Origin of the sequence: Paenibacillus sp. DMB5, assembly GCF_001517085.1 — a bacterium.
Lineage (GTDB): Bacteria > Bacillota > Bacilli > Paenibacillales > Paenibacillaceae > Paenibacillus_AQ.
The window spans coordinates 132,326-157,202 of sequence record NZ_LRAC01000147.1 but is presented as its reverse complement, the minus strand read 5'-3'; the positions used below and the strand labels follow the sequence as shown (position 1 = coordinate 157,202).

General features: G+C 51.9%; 22 protein-coding genes. 21 read left to right on the top strand and 1 reads right to left on the bottom strand.

Going from position 1 to position 24,877, the window contains the following annotated elements:
• Nucleotides 1-13: 13 nt before the first annotated feature.
• The 17 genes from AWJ19_RS37735 (at nt 14) to AWJ19_RS36005 (ending at nt 18,597) form a co-directional block, all read left to right on the top strand.
• Nucleotides 14-1,480: a DUF5696 domain-containing protein gene (locus AWJ19_RS37735; protein WP_347231157.1), complete on the top strand. Its 1,467-nt coding sequence runs from the start codon at nt 14-16 to the stop codon at nt 1,478-1,480.
• A complete protein-coding gene (locus AWJ19_RS37730; RefSeq protein ID WP_347231161.1) occupies nt 1,426-2,556 on the top strand; it encodes a DUF5696 domain-containing protein in 1,131 nt (376 codons plus the stop codon). Before AWJ19_RS37735 ends, AWJ19_RS37730 begins: the two co-directional genes overlap by 55 nt.
• Entirely contained in the window at nt 2,553-3,464 is a 912-nt protein-coding gene (locus tag AWJ19_RS25990) for a sugar ABC transporter permease (protein ID WP_068728133.1), read from the top strand. Before AWJ19_RS37730 ends, AWJ19_RS25990 begins: the two co-directional genes overlap by 4 nt.
• Nucleotides 3,465-3,479: 15 nt before the next feature.
• Nucleotides 3,480-4,430 carry a carbohydrate ABC transporter permease gene (locus tag AWJ19_RS25985; RefSeq protein WP_068728132.1) on the top strand — a complete coding sequence of 317 codons (951 nt, stop codon included), beginning with the start codon at nt 3,480-3,482 and terminating at the stop codon, nt 4,428-4,430.
• 4 nt (nt 4,431-4,434) lie between these two features.
• Nucleotides 4,435-5,625: an ABC transporter transmembrane domain-containing protein gene (locus AWJ19_RS36925; RefSeq protein WP_241781895.1), complete on the top strand. Its 1,191-nt coding sequence runs from the start codon at nt 4,435-4,437 to the stop codon at nt 5,623-5,625.
• Complete coding sequence (locus AWJ19_RS36920; RefSeq protein WP_241781894.1) at nt 5,592-6,626, top strand: ABC transporter ATP-binding protein; 1,035 nt, start codon at nt 5,592-5,594, stop codon at nt 6,624-6,626. Before AWJ19_RS36925 ends, AWJ19_RS36920 begins: the two co-directional genes overlap by 34 nt.
• Nucleotides 6,626-7,123, top strand: a complete 498-nt coding sequence (locus AWJ19_RS25975; protein WP_068728131.1) for a DUF1854 domain-containing protein — start codon at nt 6,626-6,628, stop codon at nt 7,121-7,123. Before AWJ19_RS36920 ends, AWJ19_RS25975 begins: the two co-directional genes overlap by 1 nt.
• Before the next feature lie 66 nt (nt 7,124-7,189).
• Nucleotides 7,190-8,206, top strand: a complete 1,017-nt coding sequence (locus AWJ19_RS25970) for an endo-1,4-beta-xylanase (protein WP_068728130.1) — start codon at nt 7,190-7,192, stop codon at nt 8,204-8,206.
• Nucleotide 8,207: 1 nt separating this feature from the next.
• Entirely contained in the window at nt 8,208-8,771 is a 564-nt protein-coding gene (locus AWJ19_RS37725; protein ID WP_347231156.1) for a family 43 glycosylhydrolase, read from the top strand.
• A complete protein-coding gene (locus tag AWJ19_RS37720; protein WP_347231155.1) occupies nt 8,768-9,718 on the top strand; it encodes a hypothetical protein in 951 nt (316 codons plus the stop codon). Before AWJ19_RS37725 ends, AWJ19_RS37720 begins: the two co-directional genes overlap by 4 nt.
• A 100-nt stretch (nt 9,719-9,818) precedes the next feature.
• The gene (locus tag AWJ19_RS25960; protein ID WP_068728129.1) at nt 9,819-10,550 is read left to right on the top strand and encodes an ABC transporter ATP-binding protein; all 732 of its coding nucleotides are present in this window, start codon (nt 9,819-9,821) and stop codon (nt 10,548-10,550) included.
• Nucleotides 10,513-11,304 carry an HlyD family efflux transporter periplasmic adaptor subunit gene (locus AWJ19_RS25955; protein ID WP_241781893.1) on the top strand — a complete coding sequence of 264 codons (792 nt, stop codon included), beginning with the start codon at nt 10,513-10,515 and terminating at the stop codon, nt 11,302-11,304. Before AWJ19_RS25960 ends, AWJ19_RS25955 begins: the two co-directional genes overlap by 38 nt.
• 8 nt (nt 11,305-11,312) lie before the next feature.
• A complete protein-coding gene (locus AWJ19_RS36915) occupies nt 11,313-11,567 on the top strand; it encodes a hypothetical protein (protein ID WP_241781892.1) in 255 nt (84 codons plus the stop codon).
• Nucleotides 11,568-11,618: 51 nt separating this feature from the next.
• Nucleotides 11,619-14,495: an ABC transporter permease gene (locus tag AWJ19_RS25950; RefSeq protein WP_068728128.1), complete on the top strand. Its 2,877-nt coding sequence runs from the start codon at nt 11,619-11,621 to the stop codon at nt 14,493-14,495.
• A 3-nt stretch (nt 14,496-14,498) separates the two neighbouring features.
• Entirely contained in the window at nt 14,499-15,389 is an 891-nt protein-coding gene (locus tag AWJ19_RS25945) for an ABC transporter ATP-binding protein (protein WP_068728127.1), read from the top strand.
• A 29-nt stretch (nt 15,390-15,418) separates the two neighbouring features.
• Entirely contained in the window at nt 15,419-16,420 is a 1,002-nt protein-coding gene (locus AWJ19_RS37410; protein WP_068728126.1) for an endo-1,4-beta-xylanase, read from the top strand.
• Nucleotides 16,417-18,597 carry an endo-1,4-beta-xylanase gene (locus AWJ19_RS36005; protein WP_082708118.1) on the top strand — a complete coding sequence of 727 codons (2,181 nt, stop codon included), beginning with the start codon at nt 16,417-16,419 and terminating at the stop codon, nt 18,595-18,597. The genes AWJ19_RS37410 and AWJ19_RS36005 overlap by 4 nt, the downstream gene beginning before the upstream one ends.
• A gap of 150 nt (nt 18,598-18,747) precedes the next feature.
• Here the strand turns inward: AWJ19_RS36005 and AWJ19_RS25930 are convergent, their stop codons facing one another.
• Nucleotides 18,748-19,932, bottom strand: coding sequence for an alpha/beta fold hydrolase (locus AWJ19_RS25930; protein ID WP_068728125.1), 1,185 nt, complete (start codon nt 19,930-19,932; stop codon nt 18,748-18,750).
• 166 nt (nt 19,933-20,098) lie between these two features.
• Between AWJ19_RS25930 and AWJ19_RS25925 the strand changes: the two genes are divergently transcribed.
• The 4 genes from AWJ19_RS25925 to AWJ19_RS36905 all read left to right on the top strand — a co-directional run bounded on the left by AWJ19_RS25925 (nt 20,099) and on the right by AWJ19_RS36905 (nt 24,870).
• The gene (locus AWJ19_RS25925; RefSeq protein WP_068728124.1) at nt 20,099-20,473 is read left to right on the top strand and encodes a hypothetical protein; all 375 of its coding nucleotides are present in this window, start codon (nt 20,099-20,101) and stop codon (nt 20,471-20,473) included.
• Between the two features lie 38 nt (nt 20,474-20,511).
• Nucleotides 20,512-21,342, top strand: coding sequence for a polysaccharide deacetylase family protein (locus AWJ19_RS25920; RefSeq protein WP_068728123.1), 831 nt, complete (start codon nt 20,512-20,514; stop codon nt 21,340-21,342).
• A gap of 218 nt (nt 21,343-21,560) precedes the next feature.
• Nucleotides 21,561-23,948, top strand: a complete 2,388-nt coding sequence (gene galA, locus AWJ19_RS25915; protein ID WP_068728122.1) for a beta-galactosidase GalA — start codon at nt 21,561-21,563, stop codon at nt 23,946-23,948.
• Between the two features lie 28 nt (nt 23,949-23,976).
• Nucleotides 23,977-24,870, top strand: a complete 894-nt coding sequence (locus tag AWJ19_RS36905) for a hypothetical protein (RefSeq protein WP_241781891.1) — start codon at nt 23,977-23,979, stop codon at nt 24,868-24,870.
• Nucleotides 24,871-24,877: the final 7 nt, after the last annotated feature.

The window sequence follows — 24,877 nt, the reverse complement described above, 5'->3', positions numbered from 1 at the left end:
AGGAGGCATATCCATGTGTAAGGCGAGAAAAGCTCTGCTACTTAGTCTGGTGATGCTGGGCAGTCTGTTTGCCGGCTGTTCCGGTCCGGGCCAGGAGGCGAAGTCAGCCGGCAGTCCGGCTGCAGCTGTATTTGAACAGGGCAAGCCTTTGAATGCTGCATTCTCGGATTCCCGATTGGCAGGGATGAAAGGGGTGGCAGAGAACGGACAGATGCGTTTGTTCATTAATGAAGAAACAGGCGAAATTGCCGTGCTTCATACCGAAAGCAACCAGCTCTGGTTCAGTAACCCGCCGGAGCGGGATCAGGATACCCTGGCGGCAGGAGTCAACAAAGGCCTGCTGTCTTCCCAGCTGCAGCTGGATTTCTACAACAGCTTTGGTCAGATAAACTCTATCAATACTTTTACGGACAGCATCGCATACAAGCAAATCAGCTCAGAGACCATCCCGGACGGAGTGCGTGTGTCCTATCAATTCGGAACGGTTCAGGCCTCCGCGGAAGATCTTCCCGCCACGCTGAGCAAGGAACGCTATGAGGAATTGACGGGAAAAATGGATAAGACAGGTAAACGTGCGGTCGCTATTGCTTATAAAGAAGAAACGGAGAAATCAGCTTATGTCCGCAATGACAGCGCCCTGCAGGGGCTGCAGCTGGAACGGGCACTGAAGGCTTTTGAAGCGATCGGATATACGGAAGAGGATTTGCAGAAGGATGCAGCCGAATTCAATCTGGAGGAGGCCGGGGAGGAGCCGCGTATCTTTCAGGCGGCTATCGAATATACGCTTGATGGAGACAGCCTGATCGCCAGGGTTCCTGTTGAAAGAATTTATTATCCGGCTGAATATCCTGTGAATTCGGTCTCCCTGCTCAGCTTCTTCGGAGCCGCGGGCCAGGAAGAGAAAGGCTCCATCCTGGTGCCGGACGGCTCGGGCGCCTTGATTCATTTCAACAATGGTAAAACAAGATATTCTGCTTACCAGCAGACTGTATACGGCACGGATCAAACGATGGATACGGCTGATGTGGTCTCAAGGGAAGAAGCAGTCCGCCTGCCGGTCTTTGGCATACTCAAGGAACAAAAAGCGTTCCTGGGCATTATCGAAGAAGGCGCCCCGGTTGCGACAATCAATGCAGATGTAGCAGGCAGATTGAATAGCTATAACTATGCGTATCCGAGTTTTTATGTGGTGAACAAGGGCAGTGTAACGCTTGATGCCAACGGTCAGCAGCGTTCACTGCCAAGATTTCAGGAAAATCCGATGAAATCGGACTTTCAGGTGAGGTATGTCTTTCTCACCGGAGAGAACGCGACCTACCAGGGCATGGCCCAATACTACCAGCAATATCTGCTCGGCAAAGACGGACTTCCGCAGCCGGCTGCAGAGGCTGAAGATCTGCGTTCTATCTCCAGCTTGACGGCAGCATCACGAAGAAGAAGCATGTTATCGGGATTCCGTACAACGCGCTTGAGCCGCTGACCACCTTCGGCCAGGCGCAGATGATTCTCGATAAGGTTCAGGCCCAGGGGATCCATAATATCAAGCTGAAATACACAGGCTGGTTCAACGGGGGGATGAATCATGGAATTCCGGACCGTATCCACGTGGATGGCGCTGTGGGAGGCAAGAAAGGCCTGAAGGAGCTCGCCCAGTATACCGGCCGGCAGGGCATCTCGCTGTTTCCGGATATGTCCATCCTGACAACCCTCTCCGACGATGGTTTCAGTGTGACGAAGGATGCGGCGCGTACACTCCGGGACATCCCGGCGACGCTCTATCCAGTCAACCCGGTAATCAACCGGCGGGACAGGGACAGGACTCCCGCTTATGTTGTGGCTCCCCGTCTGGTAGGGGGAGTTGTGGAACAGATGCTTGAAGGGTTCGGAAAGTTAAATACCGGAGGCATTTCCCTGCGCGATCTGGCAGACAGGCTGAACAGCGATTACCGTAAGCATGAGCAGATGGACCGTACGGAGTCGCAGGAAATCTCGGTCAAAGCATTAGCCGGCATTGCCGGAAAGGGCCTGGAGGTTATGGCCAGCGGCGGTAACGATTACGCGCTTCCTTATGTGACGGATCTGACCGAAGCTCCGCTGTCCAGCAGCGGCTTCAAGATTGAGGATGAATCCATTCCCTTCTATCCGATGGTTGTGCATGGCCATATCAGCTATACAGGTAAACCATATAATCTGTCTACTTATACGAACCCCAAGCAATATATCCTGAAATGTCTGGAGTACGGATCGGGTGTTTTCTTCGAGTGGATTGCCGAACCCAACTATAAGGTTAAGGATACGGAATATACCGACCTGTATGCAGTGAACTACGAGCTGTGGATGAACGAAGCCGCGGAGATTTACGGCGAGGTGAACTCGGTGCTGCGTAATGTACAGGGCCAAAGCATCGCTTCCCATGAGAAACTGGGCGAAGGTGTCTTCAAAACGGTATACGGGAATGGAGTTTATGTCATTGTGAATTATAACGGTACGCAGGTCACCGCTGAGGGCAAAGTGATCGAAGCGGAAAGCTACACGACAGGAGGAGGACATACATGAAACTGACTGCCCCACTCCGGACGTCCCGGAGAACGTATTCGCAGCGTAAGGCAATATACGGCTTCCTCTATGTGCTGCCTTGGCTGCTGGGCTTCCTGTTCTTCTTCCTCGTGCCGCTTATTGCGTCCTTCCGCTTCAGCCTGAGCAATATTGAAGCCAATTCGAACGGTATCATCATTACTTATGCCGGCTTCAAAAATTATGTGGAGGCTCTGACCGTCAACACCAGCTTCAACCGGACGCTGACAGAATCCATTTCAACCATGGTTGTTAACGTACCGCTGATCGTGATCTTTAGCTTGTTCCTTGCCGTGCTGCTTAATCAGAAGTTTCTGGGGAGAACGGCGGCAAGGGCCGTGTTCTTCCTGCCGGTCATTCTAGCCTCCGGCGTGATTATGAATCTGGAGAGTACCAGTCTGGTACAGGCGGTGAATGACAGCAACGCCGGCGGCAAGGCTGTCAGCGGATTAGGCAGCTTCGAGCTGGCACGGTTGATGATACAGGCCGGTGTAAGCGAGACTATTGTTGACTATCTGACCGGAGCGGTTGACCGTATCTATCAGATTGTAAGCCAGTCAGGCGTTCAGCTGTTAATTTTCCTTGCCGGGATACAGACGATCTCGCCGCAATTGTATGAGGCCTCCAAGATGGAAGGCGCGACCGGATATGAAGCGTTCTGGAAAATTACTTTTCCGATGGTCAGCCCGCTGATTCTGGTCAATGTTGTATACACCATTATCGACTCTTTCTCTACGAACGAAATGACAGATCTGATCCGCGAGACCGGGTTTGAAGCGTTCAACTTCGGACTGAGCTCGGCGATGGCCTGGATTTACTTTTTAGCTGTATCCCTGATTCTGTTAATAAGCACTTACCTGATTTCAAAGAAAGTATTCTACCAAAACTAGAAGAGGGTGAAAGTATTGCAGGCTTCTAAGTTTCTTGCGATCGAGTGGTGGAAACGATGGCTGTGGTCAATTGTCCGGTTGGTTTTGGTTGCTGGACTTGCTTTTGTAATTCTGTTTCCGATTCTGCAGAAAATCTCTACTTCCATCAAGGATAAAACGGATTTATATTCCCCAATCGTCATATGGGTGCCGGAGCATTTTTCGCTGGATAACTTCAGACAGGTCATTACCATTATGGATTACTGGCCGACGCTGGGGAATACGTTCCTGCTGTCCAGCCTGACGACTCTTCTGACGGCCATTTCCTGTGCGCTGGCCGGGTATGGCTTTTCCAGACTCAAATTTAAGGGAAGCAATCTGCTGTTTATGGGCGTGATGCTGACAATTCTGGTCCCGCCGACCACTATCCTGATTCCGGTCTATCTGAACTTGAAGGATTTCACACTGATGGGGCTGATACCGCTGCTTACCGGAGGCAAGTCCCTGAACCTGCTGAACACCTACTGGCCGTTCATTCTAACCTCGCTGACAGCAAACTCGATGAAGGCCGGTTTGTACATTTTTATCTTCCGGCAGTTTTTCCGGGGGATACCGATGGAGGTGGAAGAAGCGGCTTATATCGACGGAGCGGGGATCGGCAAAACCTTTTTACGGATTATTCTGCCCAATACCGTTCCGGCAATCATGACCGTCCTGCTCTTCTCCTTCGTGTGGCAATGGAACGACAGCTTTTATACGACGACCTATTTAACCACCAGCAAGGTCATGTCCATTCAACTCAGTTCCCTGCCTTACAATCTGGGGATTATGCTCTCGGACGGCGCGAATTCAAAAGTGGACCCGTTCTATCAAAGCATGGTACAGGATACGGGGATTTTACTGGCCATTCTGCCCCTAATTATCATTTATATCTTTGTACAGCGGTATTTTGTCGAAAGTATCGAGCGTACCGGGATTGTAGGATAACATTATGCAGACAAAATTTAAGCTGCCGGAATTCTTCCAGAGGCAAGTCAGCGAGCCGCTGCTGCTTGAGTGCAAAGCAGATCTGGATCCGGAGGGTTGTTTTGGCGAACAATGGATCGCTGTTTCAGAAGAAAAACTGGTCGTCTGGCACAGAGATGAGGCGCCAAGGCTGACTCTGCCTCTTGCTGAAATTAAGGATGCACGGGCAGTTTCAGCCGTAGGGGGAGGATCGCTGCATATCGACACAGACTTTGGACCGGTTGTTGCAGTCCGTTATACCGCGGCATTGATCCCCATGTTTGATTATGCCGCAAAGCTGATCAAAGCTGCGGCGCATAGCGAAGAACTGCCGGTTCTCTCCGAACGGGATCTTCCCCGGAGCTGCCCGCAATGCGGAAATCCGCTCGATGAAGGGATGCAGGTCTGCGCCCAGTGCATGAACAAGGGAAAGCTGGCCATCCGGATGCTAAGATATGCGAAGCCTTACAAGCTTCAAATGGTGATTGCCGGAGTGTTGTTGATCCTGACTACACTGGTGGAGCTGATTCCCCCGTATTTGACGAAGATCATGATTGACGATGTGCTCGGAGCTGCCCGGCAGAGCACCAGGCTGCTCGCTGTAATCGGCGGACTGGGGCTGACTACCCTTGTGATGGCAGCCATGCAGGCTGTCCGGGGATTGATCGGCATCTGGGTAGGCTCCAAGCTGATGGGTGATTTCCGCAAGGATATTTTCAGTGCGCTTATGAAGCTGTCGCTTGCTTTCTTTGACCGGAGGCAGACAACCCAGTTCATTGGCCGGGTGAATAATGATGCGGAAGCGATGCGGCAGTTTCTGACGGACGGCGTCATTTATGTGATCGGGCAGCTGCTTCGCTTTGTGGCTGTGCTGTTTATTTTATTCAGTCTCGACTGGAAGCTGACGTTATTTGCCTTGATTCCTGTCCCGTTTATGGTCCTGCTGTCGATGAAGATCTGGCCCAAAATCGGACGGCTTGCCTATCAGCAGTGGAGATCCATTTTGCGGCTGAACATGCTGGTCGGCGATTCTCTTCAAGGCATCCGCGTTGTTAAGGCGTTTGGCCGTGAACGAACTGAAATGTCCCGCTATGAGCAGACCAATACGGAAGTGGTGCACAATAATCTGAGGATGGAGGGGATGTGGCAGTTCATTTTCCAGTATTCAGCCTGGTGACCGGAGCGGGAACACTGCTCATCTGGTATCATGGCGGACACAAAGTTCTGGAAGGCACACTGCAATTAGGCACACTGATGGCGCTGCTGTCATATCTGGGTATGCTGTTCGGTCCCCTGGAATGGATTCAGCAGATGATCAATTGGACCAGTACGGCCATGGCTGCCGCCTACCGGGTATTCGAGGTGCTGGATACCGTGCCTGAAGTAATGGACGTTCATCATCCGGTACCGATCGGGATTATCAAGGGGGATGTGGCGTTTACTAAAGTAACCTACGGCTACGAGAAGCATAACCCTGTACTTAAGGAAGTTGATCTTCAGGTGAAAAGCGGTGAAATGATTGGTCTAGTGGGTCACTCCGGAGCAGGGAAATCCACCTTTATTAACCTGCTGTGCCGGTTCTACGATCCGGACGAAGGCTCCCTTTCTATTGACGGCATTCCGATACGCAGCATCAGCCAGACCGAACTGCGCAAGCAAATCGGCGTTGTGCTGCAGGAGACCTTTCTGTTTGAAGGCTCTATCGCCGAGAACATTGCTTACGCCAAGCCGGAAGCCACACCGGAAGAAATTATGCGGGCGGCCCAAATTGCCAATGCGCATGATTTTATAGTCCGTATGCCCGACGGCTATGACACGCAGGTTGGTGAGCGTGGACACAAGCTGTCCGGGGGAGAGAAGCAGCGGGTCGCCATTGCCCGGGCAGTCATTCATGATCCGCGTATCCTCATTCTGGATGAAGCCACTGCTTCAGTCGATACCGAAACCGAACGTCAGATTCAAGAGGCGATTGCCCGCCTGGTTCACGGAAGAACGACGTTTGCCATCGCCCACCGGCTGTCGACGCTCCGTAACGCCGATCGGCTGGTCGTGCTGGACAAAGGGCGCATCACTGAGGTTGGCACACATGAAGAACTGGTGAATATCCCCGGCGGGATTTACCGTAAACTGGTTGACGCGCAAAAAGAGTTGTCGAAAATCAAGGGGGTGGAGGTCTGATGAAGGATCTCTATGAAATCCGTATCCTTCCCCCTGCAGCTGTAAACCTGAAGCGTGGAGCAGGCGGCGTGCTGGGAGGGAAAGTTGAAAATATCCATTATGAGGAGCTCACGGTTTACCGGACTTTTCCGTTCCGGTTTGACGAGGAATACATTTCTGTCCGAAATGCGAAGGGAGAAGAGCTTGGCATCATCCGGGAGCTGGCGGAGTTAGAGCAAGACAGCAGGGAGGAGCTGCGCAGGGAGCTGCAATACCGGTATTTTTTACCGCGGGTTAACCGGATTGTGAGTGTCAAGTTCAAGTCAGATCTCTGGCTGTGGGATTTGAAGACACATCTGGGACCAACCCGGCTGGCGATGAGGAATCTCCAGGATTATGTGCAGCTGCACAGCGGGGGGCGTGTCATTCTGTCAGATATCAGCGGCAAGCGCTGTCAAATTACCGACTGGCGGAGTCTTGACGGCCACAGCCGCAAATTGCTGGAAGATACGTTATGAACGGCTGCCCATCTATCACTTGCAGGGGCAAATTCTATAAGCGATGATGAAAGGGGTTAACAAGCTATGAACAATCTTCAGAGCAATAAACTACCTAAATTATATGAGGCGTTTCAGTCTGATTTTCGGATTGGTGCAGCTGTGAATCCGCACACCTTGTCGGTGCAGCGGGAGCTGTTAGTCCGGCATTTCAACAGCGTTACCGCGGAAAATGAGATGAAGTTCGAACGGCTGCATCCTGAAGAAAGCCGGTATACCTTTACGGAGGCCGACCGCTTAATGACGTTTGCCGAAGACAATGGCATTGTGGTCAGAGGCCATACGCTTGTCTGGCACAATCAGACCCCTTCCTGGGTATTCGAGAATAGTGACGGCGGGCCGGCAGATCGCGAAACGCTGCTGGGGCGGATGAAGTCGCATATTGATACAGTGGTATCCCGCTACAAAGGCCGTATTTATGCATGGGATGTGGTCAACGAAGCGATATCCGACCAAAGCGGAGAATGGCTGCGCCCATCGAAATGGCTGGATATCGCCGGAGAAGATTTTTTATTAAAAGCGTTTGAATATGCGCATGCCGCTGATCCCGATGCCCAGCTCTTTTACAATGATTATAACGAATCTGATCCGGAGAAAAGGGAGAAAATCTATCGTCTAGTGCAGACGCTCCTGAAGCAGGGCGCACCGATTCACGGCATCGGGCTTCAAGCTCACTGGAATCTGGTGCATCCTCCGCTGGATGACATTCGAGCAGCTATCGAACGGTATGCGAGTCTTGGCATGAAGCTGCATATCACGGAGCTTGACCTCTCCGTATTCCAGTTCGAGGACCGCCGGACCGATCTGACGGCTCCCCTGGAGGGAATGCTTGAGCAGCAGGCTGAGCGCTACATGCAAATTTTCCGGCTGTTCAAGGAATACAAGCAGTACATTGACTGCGTAACCTTCTGGGGAGCAGCGGATGACTATACATGGCTTGATAACTTCCCGGTACGTGGGCGGAAAAACTGGCCGTTCGTTTTCGACGGCAAACATGAGCCTAAGCAGGCATACTGGGATATTTTGAAATTAGCGGGAGAATAACATGAATACTACTACCATCCATAATCCGGTCATCTGGGCTGATGTTCCTGATCCAAGCGTCATCCGGGTAGGTGATTGCTATTATATGATCAGCACGAGCATGCACTCGATGCCCGGCTGTCCGGTTATGAAATCGAAAAATCTGATGAATTGGGAAATGGTCAGCTATGTCTATGACAGCTTTGAAGATAACAGCGCCCACAAGCTGCTGAACGGCAAGGGCATTTACGGGAAAGGCTCCTGGGCAACCAGCCTGCGCTATCATGAGGGCATTTATTATGTCTGCTTCTCAAGCAATGACATGCAGCAGTTCTATGTATATCAGACGAAGGAAATCGAGAATGGCCCTTGGGAACGGTTCGTAATTCCGGGCTTGCATCATGATCCAAGCCTGCTTTTTGATGAAGGGCGGGTGTTCGTGTTTCACGGGAACGGCAGCATCCGGATTACTGAATTGACGGCGGACGCCCGCGCCCATAGAGAGGGGGCCTTGATCAGCTGCTCTTTGAGACGGAGACTGAGGATATCGGCCTTCGCTGTGAGGGCTGTCATGCTTACCGGATGAACGGCTACTATTATCTGTTCTTTATAGAATGGCCTAGTAACGGTAACCGGCGGCGCAGACAAATGGTCTACCGCTCGGCTGAACTGCTGGGCCCTTACGAACGGCGGATTGTGCTGGACGACGATATGGGATACCAGAATAACGGTGTAGCACAAGGCGGTATTGTCGATTCAGTGACAGGGGACTGGTTCGCTGTGCTGTTCCAGGACCACGGCTCTGTCGGCCGCATTCCATGTGTTGTTCCGGTGCATTGGGAGGATGACTGGCCGGTATTCGGTGTCGATGGCAAGGTTCCGCAGCAATTTGCAGCCGCTTTGCCGGCAGAGGAAGTAAAGCCGCTGGTGATCAGCGACGGCTTTGAATATGACAGGAACCGGCTGGCTCTGAACTGGCAGTGGAATCATGTGCCGGACCCTGACCTTTGGTCTGTCACCGAACGCCCGGGAAGGCTGCGCCTGCGGACAGGAGCCCTGTCGCAGAGTGTGGAATATGCCCGTAATACGCTGACACAGCGTACGGAAGGACCCGCATGCAGCGCTTCGGTTCTACTGGACCCGTCGAGACTCGCTCCGGGTGACCGTTCAGGTATGGTTGCTCTGCAGCATCATTTTGGCGCAGTCGGTATCTGGGTCGATGATAGCGGAGCGCGCTTCGTGGCCATGAGTGTGACCGGGGAAGAGGGTCAGGAGACGGCTATTGAACGTATGCCTTATGAGCACAGCCTGATTCATCTGAAGATGGAGTTTGATTTTGCCAAGAGTATCGATATTGTTAACTTTTTTTATTCCGCTGATGGGCAAAACTGGCACGCCATCGGCAATCCGCTGCAGATGAAATATACGCTGGATCATTTCATGGGCTACCGGATCGGTCTATATTGTTATGCTACCAGGAAGAACGGCGGATATGCTGATTTTGACGATTTTTGTTACAACAAGACCGTTTAAGGACGGTTGTATTCATAGTTCACTTGTACTATGACATAGCATTACCCGGAATAATCTGCAAATATGAATGCGATTACAAAACTATGCTGGAAAGGCAGTGATGCCTGTGTTGAAGGAAACGCAGCCTGAAAACAGAGAAATCTTATTACAGGCATCCGGGATCAAGCGTGTATTTGGCAGGGGAGACACCGCTGTGACTGCCTTGTCGGATATTCATTTGGCCGTTCCCCGAGGGTCTGTAGTCGCGCTTAAAGGAAGGTCAGGCTCTGGGAAGACCACGCTGCTTAATGTTCTCAGTACACTGGATGACCCGACGGAGGGTTCGGTGCAGTTCGAAGGGAGGGAGATCACCGGACTGTCCGCCAAAGCGCGCAATGAGCTGAGACGCAGGGATATAGGGTTGATCTTTCAGGCTTACGGACTGGTTCCCCTTATGTCTGCGCTTGAAAACGTCGAGTTTGGACTACGGATTGCCGGCTCCTCCAAGGCCGGCCGTGAAGACGCGGAGTGGGCGCTGGAGCGTGTGGGGATGAAGGACCGGATGAAACACCGGCCGCCGGAATTGTCGGGGGGAGAGCAGCAGCGCGTCGCCATTGCACGGGCCATCGTACATAAGCCCAAGCTGCTGATTGCCGACGAGCCTACCGCTGAGCTTGATAGCCGTATGGGACTGCAGGTCATCAGATTGTTCAGGGAGCTGGTGCTAAGCTCCGGAATGACCATTCTGCTCACTACACACGATCCCGGCATTATGGATCTGGTAGACCATGTCATTGCATTGGAGGATGGAAAAATTGTCTCACAAACAATCAATGCTTCTCCGCTTACGTAGGATACGGCTGCGTATTGCCGGAGCCTCACTGCTGCTGCTGGCATTGACCGGACTTGCCGGCTGTTCGCTGCTGCCGGCTGAACAGGAGCTGCAGCCGCCGCTCGTTCAGCCTGTGCAGCAGGAATATGACATGGAGGAGGTTGTTACCGGGAATATTCAGACCTTCCTCAAGGGGACAGCCACTTTTGCATCCGGTCATGTCGAGGCTTTATCGTTCAAGGAGTCGGGAGGAGTTCTCAAGGGAATCCCCGTAGAGCTGGGCCAGACTGTGAAGAAAGGCGAGCTTCTGGTGGAGCTGGAGACAGGGGATCTTGAAATGCAGCATTCATTGCAGCAGCTCAATGTGGAACGTGCACAGCTGCTGTATAAGCAGGCAGAAGCTTCTGGTGCAAATGCGACTGATCTGCGCCTGCGGCAAATTGATTATGAGCGGGAAAAAATTTCGCTGGACCATATGGAAAACAAGCTGGCCAAAGCGCGGTTATATTCACCGATCAGTGGCACTGTAACGTACATTCAGACCTTGAACACCGGAGACTATATCAATGCCTATCAGCCTGTCGTAACCGTCTCCGATCCTTCCAGTCTGCAGCTGACTTATGTGGCCGGCGACGCAGGAGATTTGCTGCCGGTGGAGACCGGCATGCCGGCAAGCCTGAAATATAAGGGAAAGGACTATAAAGGCAAAGTGCTGCAATCGCCTTCAAGTGCCCCGGCAAAAGGAACTCAGGAGACGTCGACCGCAATGCCGTAACACTGATTGTGGACATAGATAACAAACCCGCGGGCATCCAGGTCGGGGACGTCGCTGAGCTGACCATCGAACTTCAGAAGCGGGAAAACGTTCTTATTCTTCCCCGTGCCGCTATCCGGACCTATATGGGCCGCTACTACGTACAGGTGCTCGACGGCGAACGGCGCAAGGAGCTGGACATTGAGATCGGGCTTATGACTCCGACAGAGGCTGAAATCGTGAAGGGGCTACAGAAGGGGCAGAAAGTCATTTTGAACAATTAAGGGATGGCTGACAGCTTCTTTATCCAAAGGTGCAAAAATTGAGGTGAACGTATGGCTTTATGGACGATGATTCTCCGCAAAATGGCGACAAACAAGTGGCTGCAGCTGAATCTGCTGCTTGGGCTGACGGTCTGTGTCGCGCTGTTCAGCTCCATGCCGCTATATTCGGGTGCTATTCTGCAGCGGACGCTGCAAAAGGAGCTCGGCCAATTGCAGTTGCAGAAGAACGTATATCCGGGTTTTATCCGGATCGCGACCTCCAATTCTGCGGAAATAATGGATGAAAAAACGGCCGAAGCCATTCAGAAGGCCGATCAGTTCGTACGTTCGATACCGGGCCGGACGGGTCTTCCGGCGCTTTCCTTTTATCAGCAGCGGTTTACCCAAAAGTTTAAGGTGTACGGCTCCGATGCTTCCGAGCTGGAGCAAAAGACCCAAAAGTCTGCCGGAGCCGTAAAATCCTTGTCAGATATGGAACAGCGGGTTCGCCTGCTGGCGGGCCGGATGCCGGTGGACCGCACAGACGGAATCATTGAGGCTCTGGTGACAGACAGCTTCCTTCTGAAGGTCAAACGCGAACTCGGCCAGGAGCTTACTGCTGAAGTATCGGAGCAAACCAGGCTCCGGATTATTCCCGTAGGCGTTATGGCGACCGATGCGGCAGCCGATCCCTATCTGTCTTATATGACCGAAACGGACAGTGACGGGTTTATTATTCCTTTCGGGCAGTTTGAACGGGAGTTTATTACCGGCGGAAAAGCCAGAGTGTCAGATATGGAATGGCGGTATGCTCTGGATTACAGGGCGCTCAAAGTTGAGGGGATTGATCAGTTTGTACAGGCAGACAAAGATATCCGCCGGTATTTCAAAGGCCGGATCGGCGCGGCTGAAATCAATATGCCGGCTAACGAAACCATCCTGTCGTATCAGGGGAAGGCGGATAAGCTGGATGTAATGCTTCTGTCACTGTACTCGCCGGTCATGATTATGCTTGCGTTCTATCTGTACATGACTGCCAATCTCATTATCGAACGGCAGAAAAATGATATTGCAGTGCTCCGCAGCCGCGGAGCCAGCCGGTGGCAGATCATGACGGCCTATATGCTGGAAAATCTGCTTCTGGGCTTCATTGCGTTAACAGCCGGGCCGTTTATGGGTGTGCAATTCACCAAGGGGCTGGGGGCGGCAAACGGATTTCTGGAATTTGTGAACCGCTCTCCGCTGGAGGTCGGGTTATCGGGTGAAGCGTATCGGATAGCTGCGGCTGCAGTGGGTGCCGCTATTCTGCTTATTCTGATTCCCGCCTTTCTTGCGACACGTGTCAGTATCGTCAATCAGAAACGCGACTCCGTCCGGCTGCGTAAGCTGTCATTCTGGCACAAGACCGGCCTGGATGTCATATTAATCGGCATTGCTGTATATCTGTTGCGGGGGTTTAATACCCGTCAGGAGGATTTGCGCAAGCTGGCGTTGGATTCAAGCGCACTTCAGGTGGATCCGCTTGTGTTTCTTATGCCGGCATTGTTTACGCTGGGTGCAGGGCTGCTGGTGCTCCGGCTGTATCCGTGGTTTATCCGGTTAATCTTCTGGCTGGGCCGCCGCTTCTGGTCACCGGCGCTGTATCATACGCTGATACAGATCAGCCGGTCCTCCGGACAATATTTGACGCTGATGCTGTTCCTGATCATTACTGTCGCCACTGGTCTGTTCAGTGCAGGAGCGGCACGTACAATCAACGACAATATGGAGAGCCAGATTCGCTATTCTGCAGGCGCGGATTTAACGCTGCAGACGCGCTGGGAAAGCGATGCGCCGGTTGTATCAACTACGGCCCTTTCTGCCGGGGGAGCGGCGCCCACCGGGGATGGCAACAGCACAAAGCGCGTGCAATATACAGAGCCGTCCTTTCAGCCATACCGGGAGCTGGCAGGTGTAGAAGCGGCTGCGAAAGTGTTCCGCAAAGAGAACGCCCGTTTTACCGCAGGCCAGAAGGCCGTGTCAGGAAAAACAGCATTGTACGGGATAGATACCCTGGATTTCGGCAAGACCGCCTGGATGAAGCCGGGACTCCTCGAATACCCGATCAATAGCTATCTGAATCTGATAGCATCCGATTCCAGTGCGGTGCTGGTGTCCCGTTCCCTCGCTGAAGCTGCCAGGATCAAGCCTGGTGACAATGTCTCATTATCATGGGACGGCCTGGATCAGGTGCCGTTTATCGTCTATGGGATTATCGACTATTGGCCGGGATGGAGTCCGCTGCCCGCCGGCGGAGAATCCGGGACAGACCCGGATGCCGGTAAGCCGAAGCTGATCGTCGGGCATCTGAGCTCCATCCAGAACCGTCTGGCCGTAGAGCCGTACGAGACCTGGCTGAAGCTGGACAGCTCAGCCGCGGGCAAAGAAGTCTATGCGCATCTGACGGAAATGAAGCTGCCGGTTACGCATTACCGCGATGCAACACAGGAGCTTGTATTGTCGCAGAATGATTCATTCCGCCTCGCCATCAACGGTATTATGACGCTGGGCTTTGTCATTTCCATCATGATCAGCTTCTTCGGATTTTTAGTGTTCTGGATTTTAACCTTGTCCGGAAGAACATTGCAGTACGGAGTGCTGCGGGCAATGGGCATCTCCTTTGCGCAGCTCATTGGCATGCTGATTAGCGAGCAGCTCTTAACCTCTGGAGCTGCTGTACTTATCGGCGCTGGCATCGGCAGTCTGAGCAGCAGGCTGTTTGTGCCGCTGTTCCAGATGTCTTTTGCCGCAAGCGAACAAGTGCCGCCGTTTGAACTGGTAAGCCGCTTCAGCGATTACGTCCAGCTGTATGGGATTCTCGGAATTATGCTGCTATCCGGTGTGCTGATTCTCGGCCACAGGCTGTCGAAAATTCGGATTGCCCAGGCGCTGAAGCTCGGGGAGGAATAAGCAATGATTCATTGTGAAGGACTTGTCAAAATCTATAAATCCTCTGATCTCGAGGTTGTTGCCCTGCAGGGATTGGATCTTCGTGTGGAGGCTGGGGAATTGATGGCGATTATCGGCAATTCCGGGAGCGGAAAGTCGACACTGCTTAACATGCTGGGCGGGCTCGATAAGCCTTCGGCAGGAAAACTGCTGGTCGACGGGAAAGATCTGCTTGGATTCTCGGAGAAGGATCTTGTCCGGTACAAACGGGAGACCGTCGGGTTTGTCTGGCAGAATAATGCGCGCAATCTGCTTCCTTTTTTGACGGCCATTGAGAATGTTGAGCTGCCCATTCTTCTGCGCGGCAAGCGGCGGCGGGCGAAGGCCGAAGCTTTGCTTGAATCTGTCGGGCTGAAAGACCGCATGAAGAATTCCCTGAGCCAGCTTTCCGGCGGTGAGCAGCAACGGGTCGCTATCGCCATTGCTCTTGCCAATGATCCGCGGCTGCTGCTGGCCGATGAGCCTACCGGCTCGCTGGATACCCGAACCTCCGATCAGGTGCTGGACCTGTTCAGGTCACTGAATCAATCCATGGGAATTACGGTTGTCATTGTAACCCATGATCCTCATTTGGCGCGCAAGGTGGACCGGGTCGTGCAAATCCGTGACGGAATGACATCCTCCGAAATGATTCGGCGGGTCTCCTATGCTGAGGAGCTGGCAAGGCTGGAAGCGGAGAGCTTACTTCTGGAACAGGAAAGCCATATCGAATATGCTGTTGTCGATAAAGCCGGACGGCTGCAGATTCCTGCGGGATTGCTGGATGCTGAGGAATTCAAAGGAAGCAATAAGGTACGTGTAGAGCTGGAGAACGGACGGATTGTCCTCTTGCCGCCGCAAAAGAAAAATGGATAGGTCTACTTCAAACAATGGAGGAATGGGATGTGATCAAACAGAAGAACCTTCGACAACCCATTATTCTGGGTGCACTCGTGCTCTTGTTCATTATTGCGGGAATTACTGCGTTGCTTGCTGCGGGGAGGACAAAGGAAAGCCGGAATCCTCCGGAAGCTGCCTCTCCCCCGACCATTACCGCGCAGGAAGCTGCGAGCAGCCAGGCAATCCGCAATTTTGAAGACGGCACATTGCAAGGCTGGTATGGGCGGGGCGGAGACGAGAAGCTGACGGTTACCGCTGAAGCCGCGCATGAGAGCAGCTATGGTCTGCATGTTGCCGGAAGAACCGCAGGCTGGAACGGTCCGCAGCTGGATATTACCCCGCTGCTCAAGAAGGGAGAGCTCTATACCCTGACCGCTTGGGTCAGGCTGCCTGCCGGAACCCCGGAAGCATCGGTTGCCCTCACGGTCCAGCGGACAACGAACGGCCATGAAAGTTCGGAGTTCATTACTTCCGGGGTGGCAAGTGACAGAGAGTGGATCATGCTTTCGGGAAGATACGAGCTGCTGCATTCTTTTGAGCAGCTGAAGCTCTCTCTTACAGCCGGCAGCAATCCTGGCCTGGAGTTTTATGTCGATGATATAACGGTCGGACAAAAGCCGGCTCCAGAGCCGGAGCCAAAGCCGGAGTCAGGGTCAGCTTCGGTTCAGCTGGATATTCCGGCGCTCCAGGATATTTTTGCCGGAGATTTCAAGCTGGGCACCTCCCTGCTGGCCGATGAAGTTATGGACCCGGAAAGTCCCGATGCTGTGCTGCTAAAGAAGCATTTCAACAGCTTGACCCCCGGTAATGAGCTGAAATGGGATGCAACCGAACCCAGGGAGAATAGCTTTAACTTCACCCGGGCAGACCGGATTGCCGATTTTGCCGCCAATAATGGAATTGCCTTTCGGGGTCACACCCTGGTGTGGCATAGCCAGACCCCTGATTGGGTATTCATGATGACACAGGCAATCTCGTCAGCAAGGAAGTGCTGTTTGCAAGGATGAAAAATCATATCGATAATGTCGTCGGCCGGTATAAAGGCAAAATTTATGCCTGGGATGTCGTTAATGAAGTGATTGAGCCTGGGGACAACCAGCCTGGAGGACTTCGTAACAGTCTATGGTACCAGATTGCTGGGGAAGAGTATATCGAAAAGGCGTTCGAATATGCACATGCCGCTGATCCGGATGCCAGGCTGTTCATCAACGACTACAACACGCATATTCCCGATAAGCGGCAATATTTGGTCGACCTGATTCAGCGGCTGAAAGCCAAAGGGGTGCCTGTAGAGGGGATCGGCCATCAGAACCATATCAGCCTCACTTATCCGTCTGTCGCAGAGCTTGACTCAATGATTTCTGCCTTCGCAGATCTGGAAATTGAGCAGCAGATTACAGAGATGGATATGAGCATCTATTCCAATGATTCACAAAGCTACGATAGCTTCTCCGAGGAGCTGCAAATTGCACAGGCGCACAGGTACCGGGAAATCTTCGATGTCTTTGTAAAGCATAAGGACCGGTTAACCGCTGTTATTTTCTGGGGCAAAGACGATATGAACACCTGGCTGCGTTCCTTTCCGGTAAACCGTAACAACTGGCCGCTGCTCTTTGATGAACAGCTGCAGGCCAAATATGCATATTGGGCTCTGGTTGACCCCGGCAAAGTTCCGGGAGCAGATTATGGGCCGATCCATACCTCAATTAACACTCTAGGAGGAACATTTATGAATATTTTAAACAAAAAAGATAATGGAATCATGAAGGCAACCGGAAAAGAGCCCGGCCAAGGCAATCCGCTCGTCTCTTATAAATTTGGAGCCGATCCGTATGCGCTGGTGTATAAAGACCGGGTCTACTTGTATATGACCAATGACGTTCTAGAGTACGACGACTCAGGGAAGGTTAAGGATAACACCTATGGCAATATCAATAAGATTACGGTGATTTCGTCCGATGATCTGATGAACTGGACCGATCATGGCGAAATTGTGGCTGCCCGCTCTGAAGGCGCAGCCAAATGGGCCACCCAATCCTGGGCACCTGCAGCCGTGCATAAGGTGATAGACGGTAAAGACAAGTTTTTTCTGTACTTCGCCAATAATGCCAGCGGAATTGGTGTACTGACCAGCGACAGCCCGGAAGGACCGTGGGTGGACCCGCTGGGCAAAGCGCTCATTCTGCGTTCAGTGCCGGGAGTAGAAGATGTGACCTGGCTGTTCGATCCGGCGGTATTCGTCGACGATGACGGCAAAGCGTATATTTATTTTGGAGGCGGGATTCCGGAAGGCAAGGAGGAGTGGCCGAATACCGCCCGTGTGATGGAACTGGGACCGGATATGATCAGTGTTGTGGGTGAAGCCAAGCCTATTCCGGCTCCGTTTCTGTTTGAAGATGCAGGCATCAATAAATATGACGGCCGGTATTATTTTACGTATTGCTCCAATTTCTTCAGCGGAGAACGTCCGGAAGGCAGTCCGCCTGCCGGTGAAATTGCCTATATGACCAGTGACCATCCGATGGGTCCATGGACATACCGCGGCACAATTCTCAAAAATCCCGGCCATTTCTTTGGCGTTGGCGGTAACAACCATCATTCGATTTTTGCGTTTCATGACAAATGGTATATCGCGTATCATGCCCAGACCTTGTCCAAAGCGCTGGGGGTTCCACAAGGGTACCGCTCCACTCATTTAAATGAAGTACGCTTCAGCGATGCGGATGGCGCCATTCAGGAGATTGAGGCTAACTATGAAGGCGTAAGTGCCATTCAATTCTTTAATCCGTATCAGTCTGTACCAGCGGCAACGTCTGCCTGGAACGCAGGCATAGCGGTTGAGCCCCCTGTATCCTCCAGCGGTGAAGCAGTGAATGAGCGCGTCGTAACCGCACTTACAGACGGAAGCTGGACCGGTCTGGCTGGTGTCGATTTCGGGCAACCGGGCGCTTCGGCGATTACGGTGTCCGCTGCAGGCGGTGATCAGCCGTCCATCATCGAACTGCGGCTGGACCAGCCGGACGGAAAACTGATCGGCACAGTGAAGGTAGCAGCCGGGTCAAAGAAGGCAGCCGAATGGACGGCAGAGGTTGCTGAAGCAGAGGGGATCCACGACCTGTATTTTGTATTCCGCGGAGAAGGCGGGAAAAGGCTGCTGCAGTTATACCGCTGGCAATTTTCTTAATAGTAATGCTTTAGTGAGCCATGCACTTCATACAGCTATGCCAACAAGACCCCGGGAATGGACCCGGGGTCTTCCACATTTCAAACGTCTAACGGACATGCCGCTCAGCTTCATCCTAGACCGCAGCGCGCTCCAAACATCCAGCCTCCTTTAACGGGAAGCACTAAATGTTCCGGGCACTGCCGAATAGATCCGTACAGTTAGCCCGTCTGTATATCCTTCCAGCACTGCGGTCAAATCCTCCTGATTCAGAAAAGCCAGTGCCTTGCTGTCAGTTTCGATGGCAGGCTTCCATTCGCCGTTCACGTTCTGGTTGATAATATGTATCCGGCACTCCTCACCCGTAAGATCCGATCCTTCCAAAGTATAGTCGGCCCTCATGCTGATTAATTGACCATCGGTATACTCCTGCACATCCTCAGCCCCCGGTAAAATAGTCCCTGTGAAACAGGTGCTGTCACTGTTTCCCGTAAAAAGAACCGCAATCTGCTTGTGCGAACCTTCCTCCTTGCGGCCCTCCGAACCTGTAATCTGGACCCTAATGGTTAAAATCTCTTTTTTACCGAGCAAAAACTGCTGTATCGAAACCAAGGCACTGGCACTTTGTGTTTCGGTAAAGGAATGCCCTGCCTCCTGAATCAGCTGCAGGTGACATTGCCCCGGCGCATAGGCTTCCTGGGCTTTAACAGCGTAAGTATAAGGTACAACCTGATCAGCCGTTCCGTGCATCAGCAAGACAGGGCCTTTGTAGGAGACGATCTTTTCGAACGGGTCCATCTCAACTACAGCGTCATGGAACCTTTTACTGATCTGCATATGTCCGCAGTCGATTACCTCAGGCACATCATTGACATCATAGGAGGCGCCGGCCAGAGCACCCTGGCGGGCATGATCCGGTATACAGAGTGCAGGGTAAATGAGTATCAGCGCTTCGATCTCATCCGGGCGCTTGGCTGCGGCCAGTGCCGAGACGAACCCGCCCTGGCTGAAGCCCATAAGCGTTATTTTATCAGCATCAACAGCATCCAGACCTTTAACGTAATCCATAACGGCCATCAGATCCTCGCATTCGGTCAGCACGGTCATCTCTGTGGTTGCTCCGTCACTAGTACCTAGTCCGGGAGCACTGCCGCCGCAAAAATCAAAACAAAATGCCGCATAGCCCCAAGAAGCCAAGGTCTGGCAGTATGTATAGAGATCCTTAGAATTGCCGCCGAATCCATGGCTGACAATAATGGCCGGAAGGTGATCTCCTGCCGGTATAAATGCTCTTCCGCGAATCGTTAACCCGTCCCGGGTACAGCTGAACTCATGCTCTGCAATGTTTGTGTGCATCTTAAAATCGCCCTCCATATGTAAGGTATACGCTTTCATTATAATTGAATCATAGTCTGATTTCTCTGTTATGAAAAGATAAATGGCTATTTTATTTTATAAGTGATAAGGATAATATTGGTTACTCAGCTGCTTCGCTTAAAATTGCGGAAGAGAGGGGGATTATATGAGTCTGATTGTTAGTATAATTGCAAAGAGAGATGTATCGGTAGACACGGAGGATTTAGAAGCGCAGGTACCTGAATCGCATAATGATTTGTTTGGTGTTGAATCCTGTAGAAGAACGCTATGGGGGAGTGACGTAATTAAAGAGCTCGGATGCGAATTAGTATCTTCGTTAAAAGAAACAAACGTTTATGTATTTGATGAAGACATAGAAAAACTCAGAAATGAGTTTATAATGATGATGGATCATTTAGATATTATTATAGAACATACAGGTTTTGATAGAGACTATATCGAATTTAGAGTTGGAAATGCCCTAGAGATGATCAAGATTGCGCTTAGAGAACAAGACAAGGTAGGAATTGCGCTTTGGTAAACGTACTTTATTATCTAAAATGATAAAAGGAGCCCCCAATGAAACGGAGAACCAAGCTATGGCCCGGCGGTAAAACGAAAGCCTTTACATTAAGCTATGACGATGGTGTGGAGCAGGACAGAAGACTGATCGAAATTTTTAATAAGTACAATCTCAAAGCAACGTTTAACTTGAATTCCGGCATTCAGCATGAAGGCAGCTTCTGGGTGGATAATGGACATACGATCCGGCGGATGAATCAGGAAGGACTGGAGGCCTTGTATGAAGGTCACGAAATTGCCGTTCACAGCCTGACTCATCCTGTACTTCCGGACCTTCCGCGGGAGCTTATGCTGACTGAGCTATTAGAGGATAAGCGCAACCTGGAGCAAAAATTCGGCTATCTGGTGACGGGAATGGCTTACCCATATGGAGCTTATAATGCTGCGGTTATCGAGGTGCTGAAAGCATGCGGGCTGGAGTATGCCAGAACGGTTAACTCGCATTTGAAGTTTAATCTGCCGGAGAATCCCTATGAATGGCACCCGACCTGCCATCATAACCATCCGGAGCTGATAAATCTGGCCGAAGCCTTCCTATTAGACCGTTTCGGGTCGCTGTCTTTGTTCTATGTATGGGGACACAGTTATGAATTTGATGTGCAGGATAACTGGGAGCGGATAGAAGAGTTCAGTCAAAAGATGAGCAACCGTGAAGAAGTCTGGTACGCAACAAATATTGAAATCATCCATTACATGGAGGCTTGCAGCAGGCTGACATTCTCGGTTGACTGCACCCAGGCGTATAACCCGAGTGCTATGGCGGTGTGGGTTTCTGCTGACGGTAATGCGGTTGAGGTTCCGCCTGGAAAGACAGTGCAGTTATACTAGCATTTTGCAATCTACTACAGCAGCACCGGTGTATTAGCAGCCGGTGCTGTCTTTGTGTGCCCGGATAGGCAGACATGAAAGTATATATGACCCGTTAATTTTGTGTTATGTTGGAATGCATGTTCATTTTGTACTATTCATTCATAGGATTGTCCTAACCGAAGTCTGCAAAACTCCTCTACAATGAGAGTATTATTTTACCGGGAGGTATTTGCAGAGTGAATAGTGGCACAGGAAGAAGCAAAGTACAATTTGATCGGGATTGGAGCTTTCATAAAGGGGATATCCGGATTCCTTATGCGGTAAAGGCCGGAATGACAGGCGGGATTACTGATGCAAGCATCCGCAAGGATGGGGAATGGCTGGATATCGCGTTTAACGATAAAGGAATGGGCGAGCAGCAGCTGGACTGGTCCCCTGTCAGTGTACCGCATGACTGGTGTGTGGAGCAGCAGTATGTCCAGGATGAGCATCTGGGAGCCAGAGACGGGAGCCATGGCTATCTTCCCGGCGGGATCGGCTTTTACCGTAAGGTGTTTGAGCTGCCGGCAGAGGCAGCGGGAAGCAAATGGCTGATCCGTTTCGACGGGGTGTCCGGCACCAGCACGGTGTGGGTCAACGGCCATTTAATCGGCAGCCATCATGGCGGGTATATCGGATTCAGTTATGATGTATCGGATGTGCTCCGTTACGGGGATGAAGGCAGAAATGTTATCGTGGTTAAAGTGGATGCAACGGAATGTGAGGGCTGGTGGTACGAAGGCTGCGGCATTTACCGGCATGTCTGGCTGGAAAATATGGACCTCCTGCATGTGGCGGAATATGGTACGTACATAACGACACCCGAAGTTGCCAAAGAACAGGCAACAGTAAATATCCGCACACGCATCCGCAATGACTATACGGAAGGGCTGCAGGTGTCTCTGCAAACCGTGATCTATGACGGCTCCGGGTCTCAGGTTTGTGCCAAGTCCGCAGATACCTATGCCGAGTGGTTCACCGAGACGGAGCTTGAGCAGAGCTTCCAGGTGGAACAGCCTGTGCTCTGGGGACCTGATTCGCCGTATTTGTATAAGGCAGTATCTATAGTTCTCCATGAAGGACAAGAGCTGGACCGGTATGAGACAGTGTTCGGCATCCGCAGTATCCGTTTTGATCCGCAGGAGGGGTTCTTCCTGAACGGTGAGCCGCTTGTGATCAAAGGGACTTGCAACCATCAGGATTTTGCCGGCGTTGGCGTGGCCTTGCCTGATAGCCTGATAGAATATAAACTTAAGCTTCTGCAGGAGATGGGCTCCAATGCCTACCGCAGTGCACATCATCCGCCAACCCCCGAGCTGCTGGATATCTGCGACCGGATCGGAATGCTGGTGATGGATGAGAACCGCAAGCTGGACAGCAGCCCGAATGGCTTAAGCCAGCTGGAACGTCTGCTTTACCGTGACCGCAACCATCCGAGCGTGATAATCTGGAGCATGGAGAATGAAGAGGTACTGGAAGGCACCGTAACCGGGGCCCGGATCCTTAAGACGTTAGCGGATACGACACGCCGTATAGATCCGACTCGTCCGACCTGTGCTGCCATGAACCACGGCTGGAATGAAAATGGCTATAATGATGTTGTTGAGATCACCGGCTACAACTATGGACACCGGGATCATCTGGATATCCGTGATCATGAGCAATATCCCGGACGTCTGATGATTGGAAGCGAATGTGCAAGTTACACCGCAACCAGAGGGATATATGAAGATGATCCGGTAAGAGGCTACTGCTCCGAATACGGGACAAACATTCCTTCATGGGGCTGCACTCCGCAGCAGGCCTGGACAGATCTGGCGAATAACCGCTTCTTAACCGGGGTCTTTATGTGGACAGGCTTTGATTACCGGGGGGAGCCGACACCCTATCTGTGGCCGTGTATCAATTCCCATTTCGGCCTGATGGATACTTGCGGATTCCCGAAAGACAGCTATTATTATATGAAGGCTGTGTGGACGGAAGAGCCGATGGTTCATGTGCTGCCGCACTGGAATTGGCCGGGCTCGGAAGGGAAGGCTGTCGAGGTTCGTGTATTCTCCAATACCGGCACGGTGGAGCTGTATCTGAACGGCAGGAGCCTGGGAGAACAACAGGTAGACAGAAACGGTTATCTGACCTGGAACGTAATCTACGAGCCGGGACAGCTGGAAGCTGTCGGGAAACACGGCGGACAGGAGGTTGTCCGCAAATCTGTTGTAACAGCCGGCCAGCCTCATCAGATTCAATTAATCCCTGACCGGCACGAAGCACGGGCGGATGGAACCGATACGATCCCGGTCCGCGTTGCTGTCCTGGACAAGGATGGCAATATAGTGCCGACAGCTGATAACGAGATCCGCTTTGAGGTTACCGGCGCCGGTTCCTTGCTGGGTGTGGGCAACGGGAATCCGAGCAGCCATGAGCCGGACAAGTCTTCCCTGCGCCGCGCCTTTAACGGCTGGTGTCTGGCTTTGATCCAGACTTCCGCTCTTACCGGTTCCATTACATTACGTGCTGTATCAGAAGGGCTTGCAGCTGCGGAGCTGAACCTGCAGGCTGTATCCGGAGATGATACACAAATATAAAAATTTCGAACAGAGGATGGCTTGAATAATGCGCAGGCTTACGACATACATGCCTTTCACCTACAAAATGATGATACCCTATCTGCTTCTGGTACTGCTGACAGATGTCTTCATTGGTTATATCTCCTATTCCATGCTTACGGATTCCCGGACAGAGATGGCAGAGACCAATATCCGGACCGGGATGGAGCAGGCCAGAAACAATATAAGGTATCAGATGGATGAAATCCAGAGGATGTCCGATAACCTGTTCTCAAGCCAGCCTTTTCAGCGGGCGATTGAATTGAAAGGGACGCCGTTCGAGAATTACCTGACCTTGATTGATGATATTCTTCCGCAGCTGACAGCGCCATTGCAGCTGTTCGGGAACAAAATCCGCTTCATGCTCTATACACCAGACAATATCCATAATGTGATACCCGGAGACAACCTGAATGAGCCTATAGAAGACAGTGACTATTACATTCTCCCTCTGGAGGAGATAACCGGCCAGGAGTGGTTTCAGTCTCTTCAGAACTCCAAGCGGGATAATATATGGCTGCAGATTGATACGGATCAGAAGCTTAATAATATTTCTCACGTCCGCAGGCTGATCAGCTTCAGTGATAACACAACAATGGTCGGGTTTATCCGGATCACCGTTCCGCTGGAGGATTTGTTTGGCGGATTTGAGACATTCCCTGTCGAGGAGGGAATTACGCTTCGTCTGGTGGACAAGGCTGCCGGAACAGCTATATTTCAACGCGGAACAGCCGATTATGATGCCGGACACGAGAAATTTCTGAGCCTGCATGAGCAGATTCCGGGTAGTGATCTGGTCATTGAAACCCTTGTTCCCCAGAAATATCTGACTCAGGATGCCGGCAGGCTGCGGATGGTGATTCTGGCTGCCTGTACGCTCAGCTTTTTGGTCATGACCTGATCGGATT

Coding starts and splice junctions, on each gene's coding strand:
- AWJ19_RS37735 (WP_347231157.1), top strand. CDS start 14: ATGTGTAAGGCGAGAAAAGCTCTGCTACTTAGTCTGGTGATGCTGGGC.
- AWJ19_RS25990 (WP_068728133.1), top strand. CDS start 2,553: ATGAAACTGACTGCCCCACTCCGGACGTCCCGGAGAACGTATTCGCAG.
- AWJ19_RS36925 (WP_241781895.1), top strand. CDS start 4,435: ATGCAGACAAAATTTAAGCTGCCGGAATTCTTCCAGAGGCAAGTCAGC.
- AWJ19_RS25975 (WP_068728131.1), top strand. CDS start 6,626: ATGAAGGATCTCTATGAAATCCGTATCCTTCCCCCTGCAGCTGTAAAC.
- AWJ19_RS25970 (WP_068728130.1), top strand. CDS start 7,190: ATGAACAATCTTCAGAGCAATAAACTACCTAAATTATATGAGGCGTTT.
- AWJ19_RS37725 (WP_347231156.1), top strand. CDS start 8,208: ATGAATACTACTACCATCCATAATCCGGTCATCTGGGCTGATGTTCCT.
- AWJ19_RS37720 (WP_347231155.1), top strand. CDS start 8,768: ATGAACGGCTACTATTATCTGTTCTTTATAGAATGGCCTAGTAACGGT.
- AWJ19_RS25960 (WP_068728129.1), top strand. CDS start 9,819: ATGCCTGTGTTGAAGGAAACGCAGCCTGAAAACAGAGAAATCTTATTA.
- AWJ19_RS25950 (WP_068728128.1), top strand. CDS start 11,619: ATGGCTTTATGGACGATGATTCTCCGCAAAATGGCGACAAACAAGTGG.
- AWJ19_RS25945 (WP_068728127.1), top strand. CDS start 14,499: ATGATTCATTGTGAAGGACTTGTCAAAATCTATAAATCCTCTGATCTC.
- AWJ19_RS36005 (WP_082708118.1), top strand. CDS start 16,417: ATGAAAAATCATATCGATAATGTCGTCGGCCGGTATAAAGGCAAAATT.
- AWJ19_RS25930 (WP_068728125.1), bottom strand. CDS start 19,932: ATGCACACAAACATTGCAGAGCATGAGTTCAGCTGTACCCGGGACGGG.
- AWJ19_RS25925 (WP_068728124.1), top strand. CDS start 20,099: ATGAGTCTGATTGTTAGTATAATTGCAAAGAGAGATGTATCGGTAGAC.
- AWJ19_RS25920 (WP_068728123.1), top strand. CDS start 20,512: ATGAAACGGAGAACCAAGCTATGGCCCGGCGGTAAAACGAAAGCCTTT.
- AWJ19_RS36905 (WP_241781891.1), top strand. CDS start 23,977: ATGCGCAGGCTTACGACATACATGCCTTTCACCTACAAAATGATGATA.